The sequence below is a fragment of the Bacillus sp. CPT56D-587-MTF genome, from assembly GCF_058792335.1.
On the sequence record NZ_JBYTEF010000001.1, the window covers coordinates 3,723,346 to 3,745,956 of the forward strand.

A 22,611-nucleotide genomic window follows, 5' to 3' on the forward strand; every position below is an offset into this window, starting at 1 on the left:
ACTACTCCCCATTTTCATAGAAAAACATCATTCTATTTACGAAAGCATCCTTTGCCGGTTCTTCATTCCCTGATACTTTTTCTACAGTCTCTTCTTTAGGTTTTTCATAACGATGATAGCTTTCATATTCTTCATTTATCCATAGTATAGCGAAATAAAACAAAATCGTACAACTTGTAAATAATAAAAATACTTTTATTCCATCAAAAGTTAATTTTAAAGCTCGGCGCATTGTAAATTCCTCCAAAATATAAGTTATTACAACATATGCCAAGCTTTCACCAATTTATACCTTATTCAAATAAAAAACCTCTTCCTAGATAAATAGGAAAAGGTTATTTTTCATCCGTTTCATTTTCTTGACAATTTTTACAAATCCCATGGAATGTTAAACGATGATCTTTCACCTTAAAGCTCCAGTCTCGTTCTACTTTCCTTTCCACTTCACCAAGTAAATCTTCTTGTATTTCTTGTACAGCACCACATTGTGTACAAATCAAATGATGGTGGAAACGCTGCGCACCTTCTTGGCGTAAGTCATAGCGTGAAACACCGTCTCCGAAGTTAATCTTATCGACAACTTTTAACTCAGATAATAGTTCTAAAGTTCGATAGACGGTTGCTAATCCGATCTCTGGCGACTTTTCTTTTACAAGGAGGTAAACATCTTCTGCGCTTAAATGATCTTCTTCATTTTCTAGCAGCACACGAACTGTTGCTTCACGTTGCGGTGTTAATTTGTAGCTCGCTGCATGTAATTGCTTCTTAATTCGTTCAATTCTTTCTTCCATTCGGTACTACTCCCTCCTCGCCACTCTTACACCATTATATCAGAAGAAGGGCTTCTGTCAAAAGAAAAAACAATAAAAACAAATTGATAATTATTCTCAAAAAGTATTTATTTTTTATTAATAGCCTCAACGACTTCTTTCATTAAAACTGGTGATGCGTAAGCCTCCACACTAGAAGCAAGTGCTAACACCACTCCAATTACGAGAAAGAAGCATGTATAACGGATTAATAATGGTAATAGTGGCTCGGTTATTTTTCTAATAAATTGATGCCTAATCATCCGTAAAGAAAAACTTGCAGCAATGGTTGTCATAACGAGAAAGACTGGAATGATAATTAAATTTTGTGGCAAAACAGATACAAATGCTAATAATAGTCCATTCCATCCATGCTGACTTACTAAAAAACCAACTGTAAATCCAACGACAACTCCTTTTACAAATAATAAAATAAAAATAAGTGGTAATCCAATAATTGAAATTCCTAAAATCCAAATAAATCCGATGTATTTTAATTGCGAAAAGTAACTTTCTCGAAACATTTCGCCCGCAATGGCAAATTCTCCTTTAGAGACTTGTCCAAAAAAACGTTGTAAATAAAATGATAAATCTTGTTTTTGATTGATTTGTAAACTATTCACGAGAATGGCTCCGAATATTACTCCCATCAATAATAAAACAGCGTTAAATATATATAATGAAGAGTTTTCCTGTATGTGAGACATTACACGGTCTTGCCAATTTTTTCGCCACATTTTTCTTCCCTCCGTTCACACTCTTATTAAAAATGTATGAAAGAAAGAAAAAAGTATGACGAATTAACATTGAAATTCCGCTCTACTTTGCTAAACTAAAAAGTAGAGAATAGGAGGGATTTCTCTTGAAACCATTATTATTAGATTTTCCAACATTATTTCAAACTGAACGCTTGCAAGTTCGTAAACCATTTCCAGGTGATGGTGCAGAAGTATATGAAGCAATCCAAGCTTCTCTAGAAGACTTAGTACCGTGGATACCAATTAACGCTGAAACAGAAGAGAGTGCTGAAGAAATTGTTCGCGAAGCTCACGGACAGTTTTTACTTCGTGAAACACTTGATTTTCACTTATACGATAAAGTATCTGGTACATTCATCGGAGCAATTACACTAAAGCCTGAAAACTGGGATATTCCAAAGTTTTCACTTCACTTCTGGCTACATAGTGCCTATACAAAACAAGGCTATATGACCGAAGCGGTTAAAGGTGCAATTCAGTTCGCCTTTGATAAACTAGGCGCTAGAAGAATTGAAATTCGTACTGATGCAACAAATATAAATGCATGTAGCTTAGCAGAACGTCTAGAATTCATTCTAGAAGGGACAATGGAAAATGATTTCCTAGCACCAGATGGTAGCTTACGTGATGCACGTGTATATGCAAAAATCAATTAAAAAACACTCGCCTTTGGCGAGTGTTTATTCAGAGTGTTGGGAAACCCTTTAGGGTTCCCAACACTCTGGAATCTTTTTTGATTTTAGCGAATAAAAACAACATAAAATAATAGAATTTTAAAAAATAGCCCTCCACCTGACCCTTTTTGGTCAGGTGGAGGGCTATTTTTTTCATGTTTTGACAAGCTGCGGTGAGATAAGCTTGCATTTGGACAGACTTCAGCCCTCGAAACCGGGCATAGCGGTAGCCATGTAGTTCTTTGGCGTCTGCAAAGCTTCGCTCTATAGTGGAACAGCGTACTTTATACAACCTTTTCCCTGTAGCTGTTAGCTTGTTTTTTCTAGCAATATCCTTATATTTCTCCCACACATGATGAGTGATAACTTTTTGTTTTTGTTTCTTTGAAAAGCACACCTCACGTAACGGACAAACAGCGCAGTCTTCTGGATTCGATTTGTATTGACGGTATCCTTCACGATCAGTTGTTACATATTCTAGAATACATCCCATCGGACAAGCGAAAACATTCATTTCTTCTACATATTTAAATTGGCTTTTCGGTACTTCTTTATTCCGTTTTCCAAATCGGCGATACCCCATCACCATAAATATATTCCGTTCTGATAGTTTCTTACAGATATATCCTGTAAAATAGCCAGCATCAAGGGCAACAGCTTCTACTTTGAAGTCGAATTTATCAATCTGAGCTTGGAGGCGTGCTAAATACGGCTCGGAATCTGCCATATTTCCAGCCGTTACATAGGTATCTGTAATAATATTGTACTTCGCATCAGTCGTACGATGATCCAAGAAATGAAAACCATTTGGTTTTCCATCTCTCATTAAAAATCCACTATCTGGATCCGTTGTACTTATACGAGTTTTTTTGGTAGGGGTATCACTTTCCTTTCTAGGTTTTAATTCTTTTTTCCATGTACCTCACGATCTTCGATTACCGCAGCTTCTAGCTCGTCTATATAAAACTTTGCTTTTTCTTTTTTATATTTATGTACAAATTTATTTTTATTGGCATTGGCCTTAATATGTGTAGAATCTGTCATCAGTGCACGTCCTCCTACCATCCGGTGCTCCGTCGCTTGTCTCACAATCTCATCAAAAATTTCTTCGAAAATATTTGTATGAATAAAACGAGTACGACGATTCCAACTGATTGTAGAGTGATCCGGAATAGTATCCGATAGAGAAAACCCTAAAAACCAACGGTAGGCAATATTCGTTTTAATTTCCTTTTCCAATTGACGCTCAGAACGAATACCGTAAAAATATCCAATAAACATCATCTTAAATAAAACAATAGGATGAATGGACGGGCGTCCATTGTTTTCACAGTAATAAGGGCGTAACTTCTCTTCAATAAAATCAAAACTAATTGTCGCTTCAATTGCACGAAGGAAATGTTCTTGTGGAACCAACTCTTCTACAGAAACAGATACACGCTCATCACGATGATTTTTTAAAGCACCCATCATAAAAAATCTCTCCTTTTCCTCTTTTTTATCAGTGTTGACACATAAAAAGAGGTTCAGACACAAAAACAGGCTGTGGAGAAGACTTTCTCCACAGCCTGAAAAAACACTCGCCTTTGGCGAGTGTTTATTTTTGTAGTTGTAAATATTGTACTGCAAACATCGTCTTCGCATCATGAATACGAAGATCTTTCATAAGAGTAATCGCTTCTTCTAACGATACTTCCATTAATTCCACAAACTCATCTTCATCTAACTCAGCTTTATTTTCTTTTCTTGTCAAACCTGTCGCTTTATATACATATAAAATTTCATCTGCGAATCCTGGAGATGTATAGAAAGAAGTAATGAGCTCCATATTTTCACATACATATCCTGTTTCCTCTTCTAGTTCACGAACTGCTGTTACCTCAGGTTTTTCACCAGGTTCTAACTTGCCAGCCGGAATTTCTATAATCGCCTTTTCAAGTGCTTTACGATACTGCTCAACAAGCACAATTTTCCCCTCATCAGTAATAGCAATAATAGCAACTGCACCAGGGTGATTTACAATTTCACGTTTACTCATTGCTCCATTTGGTAATACTACATCATCAACACGAACTTTTATAACTCTACCATCAAAAATTGGCTCAGTTTTTACTGTTCTCTCTGCAAGATTACTCATACTACTTCATCTCCCTGTTCTATTTCCTATTCTTTCCTCATACATTTTACCACATTGAAAGGAGCGTGATAGAAATGAAAGTTTATATTTTACCAAATCGCGTCACTTTAGTCGGAAAAGCATGGCAAATTCGCCATAAGCTAAAGCAATATAGCAAAGAGTATACAACTGTACAAGAGTGGATTACAGCAAATAAAGTGAAACATTAATCATGCTTTTACGGGCAGTTAATGCGAAGCGGAAAGTAAACGTTTGTCAACCTCTTTTCCCTCTCGTACAATAAAGGTAAGGAGGTTGACCTATGAAAAAACGTCAATTAGGAAACTCAGATTTGTTTGTTACAGAAATGGGCCTTGGCTGTATGTCTCTCGGTACATCTGAAACAGAAGCTATGCATATTATCGATGAAGCGATCGATTTAGGAATTAATTTTTTTGATACAGCAGATTTATATGATTACGGATTAAATGAAGAATTTGTTGGAAAAGCCTTGAAGGGAAGAAGAGACCAAATTGTACTTACAACGAAGGTTGGAAATCGTTGGACAGAAGAAAAAAATGGCTGGTCTTGGGATCCTTCTAAAGCTTACATAAAGACTGAAGTAAAGGAAAGTTTACGTAGACTTCAAACTGATTATATTGACCTTTACCAACTTCATGGCGGAACAATTGAAGATCCAATAGATGAAACAATTGAAGCTTTTGAAGAATTGAAAAAGGAAGGTATTATTCGCCATTACGGTATTTCTTCTATACGCCCAAATGTCGTTCGTGAATATGCAAAACGCTCAAACATCGTTAGTGTACTAATGGAATATAACCTTTTAAATCGTCGTCCAGAAGAATGGTTCCCCCTTCTAAATGAACACCAAATTAGCGTCATTGCCCGCGGGCCACTTGCAAAAGGAATTTTAACTGACAATAATGCAAGAAAGATAGAAAGAGTAAAGGAAAAGGATTATCTCTCTTATTCTTACGATGAATTACATGCAACTCTAGCAAGTGTAAAAGAAATGATTGGAGAACGCTCTTTAACAGGAACAGCTATTCAATATTGCTTACATAATAAGACTGTTGCAGCTGTTATACCTGGTGCAAGCTCTCTTCAACAATTACAGGAAAATATACGAGCTAGTCAACAGTTACCTTTAACGAAAGAAGAATATATACAACTTCAAAAGATTGTTAAATATGACACATATGCTTTGCATCGTTAAAAATATCGAATTACCGATAAAACAGAAGACTGTCTCCAGTATTAGGAGACAGTCTTTTTTATAACGTATCATATTTATCAGGATTCGTTCCTACATGTAAATCACGATTCAACGTGTTAATTTGACGTATCTCTTCTTCAGTTAGTGCAAAATCAGAAATAGTAAAGTTTTCTTTAATACGAGATGGTGTAACAGATTTAGGAATTGTAACAATCCCGCTTTGAATATCCCACCTTAATATAACTTGTGCAGGTGTTTTTTCATATTTGTTAGCAATAGCCTGAATGATTGGATGCTGGAATACTTCTCCGCCCCTCATTAACGGACTCCATGCTTCCATTTGAATTTGCTCATCTTGACAATAATTTCGCAACTCAAATTGCGTCAACATCGGATGAAGTTCCACTTGGTTTACCATCGGCTTCACTTTGCAATTTGGTAATAATAGTTCTAAATGATGTTTATGAAAATTAGAAACACCAATCGCACGCACTTTACCTTCTTCATACAATTTCTCTAAAGCTCGGTACGTATCAACATACTTCCCTCTTACCGGCCAATGTATTAAATATAAATCTACATAGTCCATTTGTAATTTTTTCAAACTCTTTTCAAACGCCTCGAGTGTCTCCTCATATCCTTGATCGTCGTTCCATACTTTTGTTGTAATAAATATATCTTCTCTTGGAATTCCTGATTCACGTATCGCCTCTCCGACACCGCTTTCATTTTCATATACAGTTGCTGTATCAATCGAACGGTATCCAACTTCTAACGCTGTTTTTACTGCTTGCTTTACTTCGTCTCCTTCTTTCGCTTTATATACGCCTAGACCAATCATCGGCATTTTCACGCCATTATGAAGTGTAGTTGTTGGAATATGCACAGTCGTCTCCCTTTCATTGTTACATTTTTTATAAGCCACAATTTTATTTCAACAAGATTCATCCCAAAAGTCAAAACATACGTACAGTTTACATAACACTTTTATATAGCTAAAAAATAGCGTGAACTCATTCATTCACGTTATTTTTTCTCCATTCTTTCGCTTTTTCATCCACATTGCGCACAAACTCATTTTTTCCTTCCGTATATAACTCGCCATCATATAATCACGAAATGCTAAATGCCTTACTATCTCTGGATTTCCTTTTTCAAACACGTGTAAATGATACGAACGTTTTTCTTCAGTTCCATGAATAAAATATCGGCGTCTTGAAATACCATTTTCCCCTTTTACGATGTAACCAAGCTCTATAAATCGTTCATTCCACCCATCTACTCTTTCGATATTTTCTACTTCCATGATCATATCAATAATAGGTTTAGCTGCCAGTCCGGGAACTGACGTACTTCCAATATGATAAATTTTTACCGTTTCTGGCATCGCTGATTTTAATCTTTTAGCCTCCATTTGAAATTTTTCACTCCAATGGTTTTCATGTGGAACAACGACAATTTTTCTCATTCTAACTCCCCTTTTCTTACAAGCTCGTCAAAAAATGATCAGTGGTATTTCACTGATCATTTTTTTATTATTTAAAGTCTTTCCAAGTAAGGTTACTTTCACTTAGCAGTTCTTCAAATGATTTATTCTTTTCACGTTCTTTTTGTTCTTGGCGCTTTCTTTCCAGTTCAGCTGCCTCTTTTTCCTCTTCCCTCACTTGCAACTCTTTCTTCTTACTCTTTAATTGTTGCATGAGTGAATCATTTAATTGATCGCCTAATGTAAGTGTTTCTTTCTTTGGTTGATTCACTTGTGATTGTCTTTGCATTTGTCTTTGTTTCTTTTTCTTCATGCTACTCACCTTTTACTTTTTTCTCCATTATAGTAGATACACAATGAAATCGACAATAAAAAAGGGTCTTTACTCTATTATTCACTTTTTGTAAATATGTTAATTTTTCGAAAAGACTAAATTTTTATGTAGCTATAATCCTATGAATCTATTAAAATTATGTCGTATGATGTCAGATTATAAAAAAGGAGAATTATATTATGTGGAAAAAAATTATTCCTGCCGTTGCTGTTTTAAGCACCATTACTTTTTCAAGCGTATTTGCCGCTCCCCCATCTCAGAATCCAGCTGAACAAAACCGCTACATAGACGTACAAATGCTTGGTATTAATGATCTCCATGGACAACTAGATACTGTTAAAAAAATCAATAATAAAGAAGCTGGTGGCGCTGATTACTTAGCTACTTATTTAAAAGAACATAAAAAACAAAACCCTAATACACTTCTCGTACATGCTGGTGATATCGTCGGAGCTAGTCCACCAGTTTCAGCATTATTACAAGATGAACCGACGATTGAATTTTTAAATGACTTAAAATTTGATGTCGGTACAATCGGGAACCATGAATTTGATGAAGGCATTGATGAAATGAAACGTCTCATTTACGGTGGATATCATGAAAAAACAGGAAATTTCAAAGGGGCTAACTTCCCCTATGTAGCTGCTAATTTCTATAACAAATCAACTGGCCGCTTATTTTTACCACCATTTACTGTAAAAATGGTAGATGGTGTTCCTGTAGGATTCATTGGGGTTGTTACAACTGATACACCAAATGTCGTTATGCCTACGATGCTTAACAATGTACAAATTACTGATGAAGTAGAAGCAATTAATAAATCAACACAACAATTAAAACGCCTCGGCGTTAAATCTATCGTCGTTCTTGCTCATGTCGGTGGAACAACCGATGAGTCTGGGGTAACAAATGGCGATCTTACTCGAATTGCAAATGAAACAGACCCAGAAGTTGATGTTATTTTCGGTGGACATAGTCATACGTATGTAAATGGTACAGTAAACAATAAACTAATTGTCCAAGCAAATTCATACGGAATGGCTTTCTCAGACGTCGATGTAACAATTGATCGTAAAACAAAGGATATTGTAAAGAAAAAAGCTGAAGTTGTTACAACGTATCATGAAGGTGTAGAACCTGATAAACAAGTAAAGAAAAAACTAGATCAATATAAAGAAAAAATCGCACCACTTGTAAATGAAGTGGTCGGAAAATCTACAGCACCTATCGACCGTAAACAAAATGATGCTGGTGAGTCCACTCTTGGAAATTTAGTTGCCGATGCTCAGCGTCAAACGATGCAAACTCAAATCTCCCTCATGAATCCTGGTGGCATTCGTAATGACTTAGATGCTGGTGATATTACGTGGGGTGAGTTATACGGCATTCAACCTTTTGGAAATCAATTGATTAAAGTAGATTTAACAGGTCAAGACATTCGCGATATTTTAAATCAGCAATGGCAAAAAGGAACAACAAGAATGCTTCAAATTTCAGGTATTCAATATACGTGGGATGCAAATAAACCAAACGGTGAAAAAGTTACAAATATACGTTTAACAAACGGAGAAGAATTATCTCCATCTACAACGTATAGCGTAGTTGCAAATGCCTTCTTAGCTTCTGGCGGTGATGGATTCGTATCATTTAAAAATGGTAAAAATGCAGAAACTGGGCCAAACGACTTTGAAGCGTTAGTCAATTACGTAAAACAATTAAAAGAACCAATTCAGCCAGTTATTGATGGAAGAATTCAAAAAGTAAATTAAGTGTTTCTCTAATAATAAATTTCATTTTTCACGTATAAAGGATTTGTACTGATTCTCTATTTTATACGTAATATACATCATAAAAAGGATACTCGTTCTTCTAATGAACATAGTATCCTTTTCTTTAGTTATCAAAATGTGATGTTTTGTCAACTTCATATTGCTGTAAAAATTGTTGCAACGCCTCTTCTACAAGTTTAGATTTTTGAATTCCTTTCGATTCTGATATAAGGTCCAATCTTGCTAATATTTCTGTATTAATAGAAAAGGTTCGTCTCTTTTTCTCTGTACTTTTACTCACAATTGGTGCAATTACTTCTTCTCTTTTTCTTAATAACTCATAAATGCTTTGTAATTGCTCATAAATTAATAATTGATAATCTGTTTTCTCATATTGAAGGGCGGTCGCTTCTTGGAGTTGTAAGTGACGTGGTTCTTCTCCATCTCCTACAAAAATACGTTTCTTCTGCTCTCCATCATATTCGTATCCAATCAATCTTAATTTCTTCGATAATGTATACGGGCTTATTTCAAGACGTTTTGCTATAATAGCGATGGATTCACGTCTATTTAAACCATCTATAATTTCTCCAATCGTCACAATTTCCCTCCTCCCGTGTTGAAATGACACTAGTATGGTATGTTACAATGATTTTCTAACAGTATATGCAAAATGAATAGCCTGTGCGATTCATACGATTTCACAAAAGGAGGTTTTCAATATGCTTTTTCGTAGCTACACCCCTCAGTTCTATAACGAAAACAAACAACTCATTCCTAATAGTATCGCTACGATAGAAAGCGTTATGATTAATAATCGAAAACAAACTCTCCTTATGCGTGGACAAAACGTAGAGCAACCTATTTTATTATGCTGTCATGGCGGACCTGGGATGGCACAAATCGGATTTATTCGCCATTTTCAAAAAGAATTAGAGAAGCAATTTATTGTTATTAATTGGGATCAGCGCGGAGCTGGTAAATCCTTTTCAATGAAAGATTTCGGAGCAAATTTCACAATCGAACAATTCGTTTCCGATGCAAAAGAAGTGATTCAATATGTACTTAAAAAGTTCAACAAACAAAAACTATTTCTCGCTGGTCATTCTTGGGGAAGTATTATTGGGCTTAACATAGCACATCAATATCCAAAGTATATCGAGGCTTACATCGGTATTGGGCAAATTGTACATATGAAACAAAATGAAGAATTGCTATATCAACATTTAATTCATTCTGCAAAAAAACATGATCATAAAAAAGCATTAGCTTCCCTTTTAAAATTAGGCAAACCACCATTTTTAGATACGAGACGTCTCATTATTCAAAGAAAGTGGCTTGGCACATTTGGAGGCGCAATCCAAAACGGATCTTCCTTTTCTTTCATACGAAAAGGTTTCTTTTCTCCCGAATATACGCTATTAGATTGGTTCAAGTTTCTCGCAGGAAATTTAAAATCTGGAATTTTATGGGAAGAAATGCTGACAATCGATTTCTTTTCTTCTATCTCAAGTTTATCTATTCCAGTTTATTTTTGTTCTGGTCGCTATGATTATCAAACTCCTTATGCACTCGTTCAGGAATATTGCGATATTATTGAAGCGCCTATAAAAAAGATGATTTGGTTCCCAAATTCAGCACATTCTCCTGATTTAGAAGAACCAGAATTATTCGCTAATTCTTTACAATCAATTAAACAAGAGCTAGCTTTTCAGCATTAGTAACAAAAGGCTCTTTTACATTTCATAGAAAACATTTTATAATAATATGTCGCAAGTATGTATAAACATAGCAAAATGTTTCATATTTACTTGTCTTAACAGAATAAAAATTTAGGGAGATTACATTTATTATGAACGCTGTACTCGTCGCAGTAGCAATTATGCTATTGCTTAGTTTGTTACGTGTCCAGGTCATTGTCGCCATCATTGTTGGAGCTTTAACAGGCGGACTTATCGGCGGACTCGGTATTTCAGAAACGATTAACACTTTTACAACTGGTCTTGGAAACAGTGCTCCAATCGCTTTAAGTTATGCAATGCTTGGTGGTTTCGCTATTTCCCTTTCCAAAACAGGACTTCCAGATGCTATGATTCAAACTGCATTAAAATGGATTGGCAATGAACAAGACACGAAAAAACAAGTTTATTCTAAAATACTTATTTTATTCATTATTTTAACGATGGCTTGTTTCTCACAAAATGTGATTCCTGTTCACATTGCTTTCATCCCCATCTTAATTCCAGCACTTTTAAAAGTATTAAATGAGCTGAGAGTGGATCGCAGACTTGTCACATGTATTATTACATTTGGATTGATTACTCCTTATATGTGGATCCCTGCAGGGTTCGGAAAAATTTATCATGACGTATTGCAAACCAACGCTGCGCAAAGCGGCCTTACATTTGATGTCACACTTATTCCAAAAGCAATGACTATTCCAGCAATCGGTATGATTATTGGATTATGTGTAGCGGTATTCATTACGTACCGAAAACCTCGTACGTATGAAACAGAACAAATTCATACTACCGAAAATGAAATCGTTCCCTATACAAAACGTAGCATTACTTTCGGGTTATTATCTATCATTGCTACATTAACTGTTCAATTAACAACAGAATCAATGATTTTCGGTGCTTTAGCAGGTATTATCGTCTTATCAGTTAGTGGCAGTCTACCACTTAAAGAAGCAGATGCGATATTAACAAGCGGAATGCGTATGATGTCCTTTATTGGCTTTGTTATGATTGCTGCCGCTGGATTCGGCGCTGTTCTTCGAAAAACAGGACATGTTGAATCTCTAGTGCAAACGAGTGCACATATAATCGGAAATAACAAACCACTCGCTGCATTTCTTATGCTCGTTATTGGACTTCTCGTTACGATGGGAATTGGTTCATCCTTTTCAACCATCCCTATCTTAACAACCATTTTTGTACCTCTTTGCATTCAGCTTGGATTTAGTCCAATGGCCACAATTGCAATTATCGGTACAGCCGGAGCACTAGGTGACGCAGGATCTCCAGCATCGGATAGTACCCTTGGACCAACATCCGGTTTAAATGCTGATGGTCAGCACCATCATATATGGGATACATGTGTACCCACTTTTCTACATTACAATATACCGTTACTTATATTTGGCTTTATTGCCGCAATTACATTATAAAAAGGTGCGTATAAAACGCACCTTTTACAGGCTGTGGAGAAAGTCTTCTCCACAGCCTGTTTTTGTGTCTGAACCTCTTTTTATGTGTCAACACTGATAAAAAAGAGGAAAAGGAGAGATTTTTTATGATGGGTGCTTTAAAAAATCATCGTGATGAGCGTGTATCTGTTTCTGTAGAAGAGTTGGTTCCACAAGATCATTTCCTTCGTGCAATTGAAGCGACAATTAGTTTTGATTTTATTGAAGAGAAGTTACGCCCTTATTACTGTGAAAACAATGGACGCCCGTCCATTCATCCTATTGTTTTATTTAAGATGATGTTTATTGGATATTTTTACGGTATTCGTTCTGAGCGTCAATTGGAAAAGGAAATTAAAACGAATATTGCCTACCGTTGGTTTTTAGGGTTTTCTCTATCGGATACTATTCCGGATCACTCTACAATCAGTTGGAATCGTCGTACTCGTTTTATTCATACAAATATTTTCGAAGAAATTTTTGATGAGATTGTGAGACAAGCGACGGAGCACCGGATGGTAGGAGGACGTGCACTGATGACAGATTCTACACATATTAAGGCCAATGCCAATAAAAATAAATTTGTACATAAATATAAAAAAGAAAAAGCAAAGTTTTATATAGACGAGCTAGAAGCTGCGGTAATCGAAGATCGTGAGGTACATGGAAAAAAGAATTAAAACCTAGAAAGGAAAGTGATACCCCTACCAAAAAAACTCGTATAAGTACAACGGATCCAGATAGTGGATTTTTAATGAGAGATGGAAAACCAAATGGTTTTCATTTCTTGGATCATCGTACGACTGATGCGAAGTACAATATTATTACAGATACCTATGTAACGGCTGGAAATATGGCAGATTCCGAGCCGTATTTAGCACGCCTCCAAGCTCAGATTGATAAATTCGACTTCAAAGTAGAAGCTGTTGCCCTTGATGCTGGCTATTTTACAGGATATATCTGTAAGAAACTATCAGAACGGAATATATTTATGGTGATGGGGTATCGCCGATTTGGAAAACGGAATAAAGAAGTACCGAAAAGCCAATTTAAATATGTAGAAGAAATGAATGTTTTCGCTTGTCCGATGGGATGTATTCTAGAATATGTAACAACTGATCGTGAAGGATACCGTCAATACAAATCGAATCCAGAAGACTGCGCTGTTTGTCCGTTACGTGAGGTGTGCTTTTCAAAGAAACAAAAACAAAAAGTTATCACTCATCATGTGTGGGAGAAATATAAGGATATTGCTAGAAAAAACAAGCTAACAGCTACAGGGAAAAGGTTGTATAAAGTACGCTGTTCCACTATAGAGCGAAGCTTTGCAGACGCCAAAGAACTACATGGCTACCGCTATGCCCGGTTTCGAGGGCTGAAGTCTGTCCAAATGCAAGCTTATCTCACCGCAGCTTGTCAAAACATGAAAAAAATAGCCCTCCACCTGACCAAAAAGGGTCAGGTGGAGGGCTATTTTTTAAAATTCTATTATTTTATGTTGTTTTTATTCGCTAAAATCAAAAAAGATTCCAGAGTGTTGGGAACCCTAAAGGGTTTCCCAACACTCTGAAAAAGGTGCGTATAAAACGCACCTTTTACTTTTTTATTTTTCCTTTTAATTGTTGAAAAGCTACTTTTCCGTTATCTTTGACATAGCTTTCAATTGTCGGTAGTGATGAACCTATCCATTCACACTCTATACTCCCATTCGGTCCAACAATTTTTAATTTATCTGGTATATGTATATTTAGAAATCTCGCTGACCGAATTAACTCAATAGCAACCTGATCACTTGAGGCTACAATTCCATCTATATACGGATTGTTTTGCAATAATGTAATAAATTGTTTATTTGTATACCCTTGTACACATTCTTCTCGATAAGAGATTCCTTCATCCCAAACAGTGTCTAAAAACCCTGCTATATGATCTTCCATTTCTTCACTTTCTTCTCCCTCACCGAAATATGCAAGAAAGTGACACCCTTTCTCTTTTAATAAAGAAACAGCTCTCTGTCCACTTTCATAATAATTTCCATGTGATTGTTGCTCATCGATCACAACAAATGGAAATGGAATTTCTCCTACACTTTTAAAAACTGCTCTCGTCAAAATAACACCTGCAATGTTATTTTGCTTCAGCATATGTATGTATCTATCTTTATTCTCTATATTACAAATAATGATTTGATAGCCTTCTTTATATGCTATTTCCTCAATACAATGTAGCAAAGTGATGTTTGATTGGTTACATAAATTATCTACAAGTAATGCAATTATCGTTGAACTCTCTTTAAATAGTGGCTTCGCTGCACTGTTTGGCCTATAACGTAATTCTTCAATTGCTTCCTTTACTTGTTTTACTGTGTCCTCATGAACGTATCCTTTTTCATTAATAACTCGTGAAACGGTTGCGACTGAAACACCTGCCAATTTTGCAACATCACGTATAGTTGCCACATCGTCACCCCTTAATATGGTAATAGATTACAATTTTACGGTAACCTAAATTACACTATCCGTCAAGATTAATAACTCATATTTCTGAAAATTGTTACATCATTTCACTAAACGATACTCCAACTGAATTTCATGTAAAATTGGGATATTATCATATCCCATACGTGGAATTTCTTTCTTTATTTTTCGTGCCTCCTCTACCGCATTCACATATAAATTAGTCATTACAAAATTACGTTTTTGGTAAAATCGTAACGCATTCATATTATCATTTGTTGTAATAAGCCAAACCTGTCTGCACCGTTCTTCTTCTGCAACTTGTAATACACAATCCACAAGTTTCGTCCCTATTCCTTTTCTTTCTTCAAAGCTATCTAGCGATACAATTTCGCATATATTTCCGGTCACTTCATACGTTATAATTCCGATTATTCTGTCATCTGAGAGCGCAACAAATCCTGGCAACTCTTCTAACTGATGTTCCTTACCACGTGAAACCATCAATGAACTTCCCCAGTTCTCACACATGAACATTCGGATTGTTTCTTTCATCGCTGGCGTAATTTTTTGTATATGCAGCATTTCCTATTTCTCCCCTTTTATATCATTGTGATACAATATAAGTGTATCACATGTAACGGTATTTGGAGGATGAGGTAAAGTATGAAACGTTTTTTTGCAGCACTGTTTACTATACTAGGTGCAATAACTGCCCTTGGGATTTTCTTTACAAATAAAGTGATGTACTTAAAGAAAAAAACAGAGGAAGAAGTACTCGAAAGAGAAACGAAAAAACATTTTCGTATAGAGGATTTTGATGCTCTTCATAAAGAAGAAATTCATATCCCTTCACAATTCGGATACGACCTTCACGGATATTACATTCCTGCTGGTCATTCCACCAATAAGTTTATGGTTTTTTGCCACGGTGTAACTGTAAATAAAATAAACTCTGTAAAATATGCAAACTTATTCTTAAAAAGGGGATATAACGTCCTCATTTACGATCATCGTCGTCATGGTAAAACTGGCGGAAAAACAACAAGCTATGGATACTATGAAAAACATGATTTAAAATCCGTAGTTGACTGGCTAAAAAACCGTTTTGGCACCAATATTACACTTGGTATTCATGGTGAATCTATGGGAGCTGCAACACTTCTTCAATACGCAGGACTTGTAGAAGATGGTGCTGATTTCTATATTGCAGATTGTCCTTTCTCTGATTTTCAAGGACAATTACAGCACCGTTTAAAGGTTGAATTCCATTTACCAAAATGGCCTTTATTACCTTTAGCAAACGCATTTTTGAAAGTTCGTGACGGTTATACAATTCGTGAAGTTTCACCAATCGACTGTATAAAAAACATTAACAATCCCGTTCTCTTTATTCATAGTAAAGATGACGACTATATTTTAGCTGATATGACAAAAGCATTATATGAAGCGAAAGAAAATAATAAGCAGCTTTATATTGCAGAACACGGTGCACACGCTTGCTCTTATAACGAAAATAAAGAAGAGTACGAAGCAGCCGTCGATCAATTTTTAAACACATATGTGAAAGAAACAAAAAACAGGCTTGCATAAGCCTGTTTTTTATTGCGCTAAAACGTCTGTAACTTGTTCCATATTTTCAGAAATCCATTGCATTGCATCATCTAACGTTGGGAATTCTGTCGTTTGAAATGTTACTTCATCTTGAAGTAACCAAACATCCTTTGCCTCTTGCCCTACACCTGCAATGGACCAATGTAACAAACTATATGGATGATTATCATTCAAAAATGATGCCCACGTGCGCTCATTTGCAATGTTTCGTAATGTATGTAATTGTTTATCCATCTCTCGTCACCTTACTCTAGTCAGTTATGAAAACTATTATAACACTCTCTTCTTTCTCAAACAAAGTGCTCTTTTTATATTGTCAAGCACTTCCCTTGATTATATGATGAAATTAAGCGTTTGGAAAGGAGGGATAACGTTGGCAAAAGTACAAATTAAAGTAAATGATAATGGCTCTTTTCGCGTTACAGGGGACGTGGAATTAGTCGACTCACAAGGGAATGTATTCCCAGCAAAACCGGCATTTTCTTTATGCCGTTGTGGTTTATCAAAAAATATGCCTTATTGCGACGCTTCGCATAAAGGTAAATTCGAATCTGTTGTTAGAGCACCAGAGGCAGAATAATTTTACATGTGACATGCACATTTTTTTGTGCATGTTTTTTCTTTTTAGCAACTCCGTTATATCCCTTCTCCTTACAACATTTCTAATACTTTTATTTCCATTCCAGCCTGCATATATTTTCACACAATTCTTCACATTCGAATATTTTTTACTAGCCTTTTATTTTTTTTGTGCTATAATTTGAGCAAACAGCATCCTTCGGGGTCGGGTGAAATTCCCAACCGGCGGTGATGAAGTGAAAACTTCTAAGTCCGTGACCCGTTTTCAACTCGAAAACGGTGGATCTAGTGAAACTCTAGGGCCGACAGTATAGTCTGGATGGGAGAAGGATATGTTTCTAGTTTTTTATATAGTGAATACACTTTTATTTCAGTATGCATATTTTTAAAGATTCATTTTGATTCTTTATATATGTTTAATTTTCTATACTTATTTTTTATGCTGAAATAAAAAGAGACAACTAGCGTTTAAAAATTTGATATTTTGCTAGGTTTTTTCCTTATGCAGAAATATCAATTATCGTTAGGTTTCTTTCCTATGCTTTCGTATTCAAACTATATTTCTAGAAATCACGTCTCCCAAACCCCAAGGATATTAAATCCTTGGGGTTTTTTGATTTTTTTAGGAGAGGTGAAGAAAATGACAGATCAAGAATATATGAGGATTGCCCTGCAGTTAGCAGAAGGGACATCAGGACAAACAAGTCCAAATCCTATGGTTGGTGCTGTTGTTGTAAAAGATGGAAACATTGTTGGTATGGGGGCTCATTTACGAGCTGGTGAAGAACACGCAGAAGTTCATGCCCTTCAAATGGCTGGTCAGAACGCCAAAGACGCTACCGTTTATGTAACACTGGAACCGTGTAGCCACTTTGGAAAAACACCACCTTGTTGTGAATTGCTCATCGAAAAAGGAGTTAAGCGTGTTGTAATTGCTACTCTCGATTGTAATCCGCTCGTTTCTGGTAACGGAAAAAGAAGATTAGAGGAAGCTAGAATTGAAGTAACGACCGGTGTTCTTGAAGCAGAAGCAGTTTTATTAAATCGCTACTTTTTTCACTACATGAAAACGAAGCGCCCTTTTGTAACAATCAAAACAGCGATGAGCTTAGATGGAAAAACAGCAACTGTAACTGGTGAAAGTAAGTGGATTACAGGTGAAGAAGCACGTGCTGATGTTCACCAATATCGCCATACACATGATGCAATTCTTGTTGGAGTGAATACAGTTATAGCTGATAATCCTCATTTAACAACAAGAATTCCAAATGGTGGGAAACATCCTATTCGCGTTGTTTTAGATACCCATTTACGAACGCCACCATCTTCTCATGTTATAACAGATGGTTTAGCACCGACATGGATTATTGTCGGTAAGGATGTAAAGGAAGAGAAGATATCTTCTTATGAATCTAAAAATATAGCTATATTCCAAATGGAAACGAAACATATAGAAATCGAGGACCTTCTTTCCTTTCTTGGAGAGAAACAAATTCTTTCTCTATTCGTTGAAGGTGGCCAATCGATTCATGCAAGTTTCTTAAAAACAAACAATTTTAATGAAATTGTAACCTATATAAGTCCGAAATTAATTGGTGGGAAAGATGCTCCTACTTTATTTGGAGGAAATGGTTTTTCAAAATTACAAAATGCGCTTTCCTTGAAAATTCAAGAGATGAAACAAATTGGTGATGATATAAAAATCGTTGCGAATGCCCGAAACGAGGTGACGAAATGTTTACAGGAATTGTAGAAGAATTAGGAACGATAGCAAACATGCAACAAAGCGGAGAAGCGATGAAATTAACGATTCATGCAAAAAAAATTTTATCAGATGTTCACTTAGGTGATAGTATCGCGGTTAACGGTATTTGCTTAACTGTAACAAGCTTTACAACTACTTCATTTACAGTTGATGCAATGCCTGAAACGATGCAGTCGACATCACTTCGCATGCTTAAACCGCACTCTAAAGTAAATTTAGAGCGCGCAATGGCTGCAAACGGACGATTCGGTGGACATTTCGTTTCAGGACATATTGATGGAATCGGAACGATTTTAAATAAAAAACAACATTACAATGCCGTCTATTACAAAATAGCAATTTCTGATGAACTACTGCGCTATTGTTTGCAGAAAGGGTCCATTGCTGTTGATGGAACGAGTTTAACGATATTTGATATAGACGAATCTTCCATAACGATTTCACTCATCCCGCACACAGTAAGCGAATCTGTCATTGGAGCAAAAAATGCCGGAGATATCGTAAACATTGAGTGTGACATGATTGGTAAATATATTGAACGCTTTATTACTAAACCTACAAAACGAGTAGGTTCAATGACCGAAAGCTTTTTACAAGAAAACGGATTTCTATAAGGGGGAAGCACAATGTTTCATCGTATTGAAGAAGCTCTAGAAGATTTAAAAAAAGGTAAAGTCGTTATCGTATGTGATGATGAAAACCGAGAAAATGAAGGCGATTTTATTGCTTTAGCAGAGTACATTACACCAGAAACAATTAATTTTATGATTACACATGGCCGTGGTCTCGTTTGTGTACCGATTACGGAAGGGTACGCAGAACGTCTACAATTAGAACCAATGGTATCTCATAATACAGATTCACATCATACTGCGTTTACAGTGAGCATTGACCATGTCTCTACAACAACAGGGATTAGCGCTCACGAACGTGCAACTACGATACAAGAATTGTTAAACCCCGCATCAAAAGGTGCTGATTTCAATCGACCTGGACATATCTTTCCATTAATTGCGAAAGAAGGCGGTGTCCTGCGTCGTGCAGGTCATACAGAAGCTGCTGTTGATTTAGCAAAGCTATGCGGTGCCGAACCAGCTGGAGTTATTTGCGAGATTATAAATGAGGACGGCACGATGGCACGTGTACCTGATTTAATAGAATGCGCAAAACAATTTGATATAAAAATGATTACAATAGAAGATTTAATTGCTTACCGCCGCCATCATGAAACACTTGTGACGAGAGAAGTGGAAATTACATTACCTACAGATTTCGGTACTTTCCACGCAATTGGCTATTCTAACTCATTAGATACGAAAGAACATATCGCACTTGTAAAAGGTGATATTTCAACAGGTGAACCGGTACTTGTACGTGTTCATTCTGAATGCTTAACAGGAGATGTATTCGGTTCACATCGCTGCGATTGCGGACCACAACTCCATGCAGCACTTGCTCAAATTGAGCGTGAAGGAAAAGGTGTTCTTCTTTATATGAGGCAAGAAGGAAGAGGCATTGGGCTTCTTAATAAGCTTCGTGCTTATAAATTACAAGAAGAAGGATTTGATACTGTAGAAGCAAATGAAAAACTCGGCTTCCCTGCTGATCTTCGTGATTACGGTATCGGTGCTCAAATATTAAAAGATTTAGGTTTACAGAGTTTACGATTATTAACGAATAACCCAAGAAAAATTGCTGGCTTACAAGGTTACGATTTAGAAGTAGTCGAGCGTGTACCGTTGCAAATGCCAGCAAAAGAAGAGAATAAATCGTATTTACAAACGAAAGTAAACAAATTAGGACACTTACTAAACTTATAATTAAAGGAGAGATTTATTATGGTATTCGAAGGTCATTTAGTTGGTACAGGATTAAAAGTTGGAGTTGTTGTTGGACGTTTTAACGAATTTATTACAAGTAAGTTACTTGGCGGCGCTTTAGACGGATTAAAGCGTCACGGTGTAGAAGAAAATGATATTGATGTTGCTTGGGTTCCTGGTGCATTTGAAATTCCTTTAATCGCTAAAAAGATGGCTAGTAGCGGAAAGTATGATGCTGTTATTACATTAGGTACTGTAATCCGAGGTGCTACAACTCACTACGATTACGTTTGTACTGAAGTAGCAAAAGGTGTTGCGTCTTTATCACTACAAATGGACATCCCAGTTATTTTCGGCGTATTAACGACAGAAACAATTGAACAAGCGATTGAACGCGCAGGTACGAAAGCTGGTAATAAAGGATATGAATCAGCTGTTGCTGCAATTGAAATGGCTCACTTATCAAAACAATGGGCATAAAAAAAGAGGCTGCGGCCTCTTTTTATTTTTTCACCTTTTTTTGTACATCTTTTATTAATTCATTCATCGTTTTTCCTTCTGTTTTTATATGAAGAGCTTGTGCCGTTCTCCATACATTCTCTCTTTTTTTCGCTTCTTCTATAATAGTAATTTCTTTTCTAACTTCCTTTAAATCTTTTCCTTCCGTTTTCAATCCAAAATGTTCAGCTTTCGTTCGAAAGTGTTGTTCGATTCTTTGTTGCATTTCTTTTTGTTCAGGATTTTCAGCAGCCTTAACTGGATCAGAACTTATTGCTTTTATTAAAATTAAACAAGTCATAATCGCTAATATGTATTTGTACATGTAAAATCCTCCAACCCAATATAAATTACATATTTACTATGTACAACTAGGGCTTGGAAAATTCGTCCACAAAAATTCTTTTTTTCGCTTAAAAACCAATAATATCAAGCGTTTACAACTATTTATTACATTTTATTTACAAAAAAAGCAAACCCTTTTACAAGTTTGCTTTTTCATCTATCTTATAATGCACATTCTTCAATCTCAAATCCTAAATCTGCAATCATACCCCAGTCCGCAGTCGGCTCTTGTCCAGCTGTCGTTAAGTAGTCCCCGACAAAAATAGAGTTTGCTGCAAATAAACCGATTGGCTGTACAGAACGTAAATTGATTTCACGTCCTCCTGAAATACGAATTTCTTTTGTTGGGTTTACAAAACGCATCATTGCCAGTACTTTTAAACATTCTACTGGAGTTAACTCTTTTTGTCCTTCAAGAGGTGTCCCCTTTACAGCAACAAGGAAATTACAAGGGATAGAATCTGCATCTATACGTTGTAATTCAAATGCAATTTCAGCACGCTCTTCAATTGTTTCTCCCATGCCAAAAATCGCTCCCGAGCATGGGGAAATGCCCGCTTGTTTTGCTTTTTGAACTGTATCAACACGATCATCATACGTATGAGTTGAACAAATACTATCGTAATTATTTGCATGTGTATTTAAGTTGTGGTTATAACGATGCACGCCTGCTTCCGCTAAACGTCCTGCTTGATCTTCATTTAAGAAACCTAAACAACAACAAATCTTCAAGTCTGTCGTTTCACGAATTTCCTTAACTGCTCCAATTACGTGATTTACCTCTTTATCCGTCGGACGACGACCAGACGCTACAATACAATATGTACCTGCTTTACGGCGTATTGCTTCATGTGCCCCTTCTACAATCTTCTCCTGCGTTAACCATGCATATTTATCAATCGGTGCTTCTGAAATAATAGACTGTGAGCAATATCCACAATCTTCAGGACATAATCCAGATTTCGTATTAATAATCATATTCAATTTTACTTTCTTACCAAAGTGATGATGGCGAATAATGTAAGCCGCATTCATAATTTCTAAAACTTCGGTATCATCAGCTTCTAATATCGCTATTGCATCTTCTTTCGTAATCATCTTCTCTTCCACTACGTCGTATGCAAGCTTTTTCCAATCCCTTTTTGTTTGTACTTGTTTCAT

Annotated in this window: 24 protein-coding genes, 3 pseudogenes and 1 riboswitch; of the genes and pseudogenes, 13 read left to right on the forward strand and 14 right to left on the reverse strand. The window is 36.1% G+C overall.

The features are described from left to right. Position 1: 1 nt before the first annotated feature. The 3 genes from AC3WVZ_RS19075 to spoIIM form a co-directional block, all read right to left on the reverse strand. The gene (locus AC3WVZ_RS19075) at positions 2–232 is read right to left on the reverse strand and encodes a YqzK family protein (protein ID WP_001250432.1); all 231 of its coding nucleotides are present in this window, start codon (positions 230–232) and stop codon (positions 2–4) included. Between the two features lie 103 nt (positions 233–335). Then, positions 336–791 carry a ferric iron uptake transcriptional regulator gene (gene fur, locus AC3WVZ_RS19080; RefSeq protein ID WP_000392657.1) on the reverse strand — a complete coding sequence of 152 codons (456 nt, stop codon included), beginning with the start codon at positions 789–791 and terminating at the stop codon, positions 336–338. A gap of 107 nt (positions 792–898) precedes the next feature. After that, on the reverse strand, positions 899–1,516 hold the full coding sequence (gene spoIIM, locus AC3WVZ_RS19085) for a stage II sporulation protein M (protein WP_013142149.1): 618 nt from the start codon (positions 1,514–1,516) through the stop codon (positions 899–901). Positions 1,517–1,671: 155 nt separating this feature from the next. Here spoIIM and AC3WVZ_RS19090 point away from each other — a divergent pair, with 155 nt between their 5' ends. Further along, positions 1,672–2,223, forward strand: a complete 552-nt coding sequence (locus tag AC3WVZ_RS19090) for a GNAT family N-acetyltransferase (RefSeq protein ID WP_000803479.1) — start codon at positions 1,672–1,674, stop codon at positions 2,221–2,223. Positions 2,224–2,344: 121 nt separating this feature from the next. Here the strand turns inward: AC3WVZ_RS19090 and AC3WVZ_RS19095 are convergent. Both AC3WVZ_RS19095 and AC3WVZ_RS19100 read right to left on the reverse strand, forming a co-directional pair. Next, positions 2,345–3,714: pseudogene (locus tag AC3WVZ_RS19095) on the reverse strand (IS1182-like element ISBth7 family transposase); the annotation flags it as partial. A gap of 124 nt (positions 3,715–3,838) precedes the next feature. Then, positions 3,839–4,378 (reverse strand): NUDIX hydrolase, encoded by a 540-nt coding sequence (locus AC3WVZ_RS19100; RefSeq protein ID WP_000067042.1) that lies wholly within the window; start codon positions 4,376–4,378, stop codon positions 3,839–3,841. 74 nt (positions 4,379–4,452) lie between these two features. On the opposite strand from AC3WVZ_RS19100, the gene mciZ reads away from it, so the two are divergent. Next, on the forward strand, positions 4,453–4,587 hold the full coding sequence (mciZ, locus tag AC3WVZ_RS19105; RefSeq protein WP_000870302.1) for a Z-ring formation inhibitor MciZ: 135 nt from the start codon (positions 4,453–4,455) through the stop codon (positions 4,585–4,587). A 92-nt stretch (positions 4,588–4,679) separates the two neighbouring features. Beyond that, positions 4,680–5,594, forward strand: coding sequence for an aldo/keto reductase (locus AC3WVZ_RS19110; protein WP_000747210.1), 915 nt, complete (start codon positions 4,680–4,682; stop codon positions 5,592–5,594). Between the two features lie 58 nt (positions 5,595–5,652). Here the strand turns inward: AC3WVZ_RS19110 and AC3WVZ_RS19115 are convergent, their stop codons facing one another. The 3 genes and pseudogenes from AC3WVZ_RS19115 to AC3WVZ_RS19125 all read right to left on the reverse strand — a co-directional run bounded on the left by AC3WVZ_RS19115 (position 5,653) and on the right by AC3WVZ_RS19125 (position 7,393). Beyond that, positions 5,653–6,480, reverse strand: a complete 828-nt coding sequence (locus AC3WVZ_RS19115) for an aldo/keto reductase (protein WP_000547993.1) — start codon at positions 6,478–6,480, stop codon at positions 5,653–5,655. Between the two features lie 127 nt (positions 6,481–6,607). Continuing rightward, positions 6,608–7,062, reverse strand: a pseudogene (locus AC3WVZ_RS19120) (GrpB family protein). Positions 7,063–7,129: 67 nt separating this feature from the next. Further along, positions 7,130–7,393, reverse strand: a complete 264-nt coding sequence (locus tag AC3WVZ_RS19125) for a YqkE family protein (protein ID WP_000727561.1) — start codon at positions 7,391–7,393, stop codon at positions 7,130–7,132. Positions 7,394–7,593: 200 nt separating this feature from the next. On the opposite strand from AC3WVZ_RS19125, the gene AC3WVZ_RS19130 reads away from it, so the two are divergent. Further along, positions 7,594–9,183, forward strand: coding sequence for a bifunctional metallophosphatase/5'-nucleotidase (locus AC3WVZ_RS19130; RefSeq protein WP_000265551.1), 1,590 nt, complete (start codon positions 7,594–7,596; stop codon positions 9,181–9,183). Positions 9,184–9,307: 124 nt separating this feature from the next. On the opposite strand, the gene AC3WVZ_RS19135 is transcribed toward AC3WVZ_RS19130, so the two are convergent. Further along, entirely contained in the window at positions 9,308–9,784 is a 477-nt protein-coding gene (locus AC3WVZ_RS19135; protein ID WP_000151931.1) for a ribbon-helix-helix domain-containing protein, read from the reverse strand. A gap of 121 nt (positions 9,785–9,905) precedes the next feature. On the opposite strand from AC3WVZ_RS19135, the gene AC3WVZ_RS19140 reads away from it, so the two are divergent. From AC3WVZ_RS19140 to AC3WVZ_RS19150, 3 genes and pseudogenes are all read left to right on the forward strand, one after another. Beyond that, complete coding sequence (locus AC3WVZ_RS19140) at positions 9,906–10,904, forward strand: alpha/beta fold hydrolase (protein WP_000898969.1); 999 nt, start codon at positions 9,906–9,908, stop codon at positions 10,902–10,904. Positions 10,905–11,035: 131 nt separating this feature from the next. Continuing rightward, complete coding sequence (locus tag AC3WVZ_RS19145; RefSeq protein WP_000994817.1) at positions 11,036–12,355, forward strand: Na+/H+ antiporter family protein; 1,320 nt, start codon at positions 11,036–11,038, stop codon at positions 12,353–12,355. 125 nt (positions 12,356–12,480) lie between these two features. Then, positions 12,481–13,850: pseudogene (locus tag AC3WVZ_RS19150) on the forward strand (IS1182-like element ISBth7 family transposase); the annotation flags it as partial. Positions 13,851–13,968: 118 nt separating this feature from the next. Here the strand turns inward: AC3WVZ_RS19150 and AC3WVZ_RS19155 are convergent. Both AC3WVZ_RS19155 and AC3WVZ_RS19160 read right to left on the reverse strand, forming a co-directional pair. Further along, positions 13,969–14,832 (reverse strand): LacI family DNA-binding transcriptional regulator, encoded by an 864-nt coding sequence (locus AC3WVZ_RS19155; RefSeq protein ID WP_233935265.1) that lies wholly within the window; start codon positions 14,830–14,832, stop codon positions 13,969–13,971. A 99-nt stretch (positions 14,833–14,931) separates the two neighbouring features. Further along, positions 14,932–15,414 carry a GNAT family N-acetyltransferase gene (locus AC3WVZ_RS19160; protein WP_000902429.1) on the reverse strand — a complete coding sequence of 161 codons (483 nt, stop codon included), beginning with the start codon at positions 15,412–15,414 and terminating at the stop codon, positions 14,932–14,934. An 81-nt stretch (positions 15,415–15,495) separates the two neighbouring features. On the opposite strand from AC3WVZ_RS19160, the gene AC3WVZ_RS19165 reads away from it, so the two are divergent. Next, positions 15,496–16,422 carry an alpha/beta hydrolase gene (locus AC3WVZ_RS19165; RefSeq protein ID WP_000819235.1) on the forward strand — a complete coding sequence of 309 codons (927 nt, stop codon included), beginning with the start codon at positions 15,496–15,498 and terminating at the stop codon, positions 16,420–16,422. Positions 16,423–16,431: 9 nt separating this feature from the next. On the opposite strand, the gene AC3WVZ_RS19170 is transcribed toward AC3WVZ_RS19165, so the two are convergent. Next, a complete protein-coding gene (locus AC3WVZ_RS19170; protein ID WP_000360793.1) occupies positions 16,432–16,677 on the reverse strand; it encodes a DUF2552 family protein in 246 nt (81 codons plus the stop codon). A gap of 139 nt (positions 16,678–16,816) precedes the next feature. Between AC3WVZ_RS19170 and AC3WVZ_RS19175 the strand changes: the two genes are divergently transcribed. From AC3WVZ_RS19175 to ribH, 5 genes are all read left to right on the forward strand, one after another. Further along, positions 16,817–17,023, forward strand: a complete 207-nt coding sequence (locus tag AC3WVZ_RS19175) for a CDGSH iron-sulfur domain-containing protein (RefSeq protein WP_001151582.1) — start codon at positions 16,817–16,819, stop codon at positions 17,021–17,023. A 190-nt stretch (positions 17,024–17,213) separates the two neighbouring features. Continuing rightward, positions 17,214–17,357, forward strand: a riboswitch (FMN riboswitch). 305 nt (positions 17,358–17,662) lie between these two features. Further along, positions 17,663–18,775 (forward strand): bifunctional diaminohydroxyphosphoribosylaminopyrimidine deaminase/5-amino-6-(5-phosphoribosylamino)uracil reductase RibD, encoded by a 1,113-nt coding sequence (gene ribD / locus AC3WVZ_RS19180; protein WP_000131986.1) that lies wholly within the window; start codon positions 17,663–17,665, stop codon positions 18,773–18,775. Beyond that, the gene (gene ribE / locus AC3WVZ_RS19185; protein WP_000493908.1) at positions 18,757–19,401 is read left to right on the forward strand and encodes a riboflavin synthase subunit alpha; all 645 of its coding nucleotides are present in this window, start codon (positions 18,757–18,759) and stop codon (positions 19,399–19,401) included. Before ribD ends, ribE begins: the two co-directional genes overlap by 19 nt. Positions 19,402–19,413: 12 nt before the next feature. Further along, a complete protein-coding gene (gene ribBA, locus AC3WVZ_RS19190; RefSeq protein ID WP_000468976.1) occupies positions 19,414–20,607 on the forward strand; it encodes a bifunctional 3,4-dihydroxy-2-butanone 4-phosphate synthase/GTP cyclohydrolase II in 1,194 nt (397 codons plus the stop codon). A gap of 18 nt (positions 20,608–20,625) precedes the next feature. Further along, positions 20,626–21,087 (forward strand): 6,7-dimethyl-8-ribityllumazine synthase, encoded by a 462-nt coding sequence (gene ribH, locus AC3WVZ_RS19195; protein ID WP_233935266.1) that lies wholly within the window; start codon positions 20,626–20,628, stop codon positions 21,085–21,087. Between the two features lie 22 nt (positions 21,088–21,109). On the opposite strand, the gene AC3WVZ_RS19200 is transcribed toward ribH, so the two are convergent. Both AC3WVZ_RS19200 and bioB read right to left on the reverse strand, forming a co-directional pair. Next, positions 21,110–21,430: a hypothetical protein gene (locus tag AC3WVZ_RS19200; protein ID WP_000280032.1), complete on the reverse strand. Its 321-nt coding sequence runs from the start codon at positions 21,428–21,430 to the stop codon at positions 21,110–21,112. Between the two features lie 182 nt (positions 21,431–21,612). After that, positions 21,613–22,611, reverse strand: a complete 999-nt coding sequence (gene bioB / locus AC3WVZ_RS19205) for a biotin synthase (RefSeq protein ID WP_000815856.1) — start codon at positions 22,609–22,611, stop codon at positions 21,613–21,615.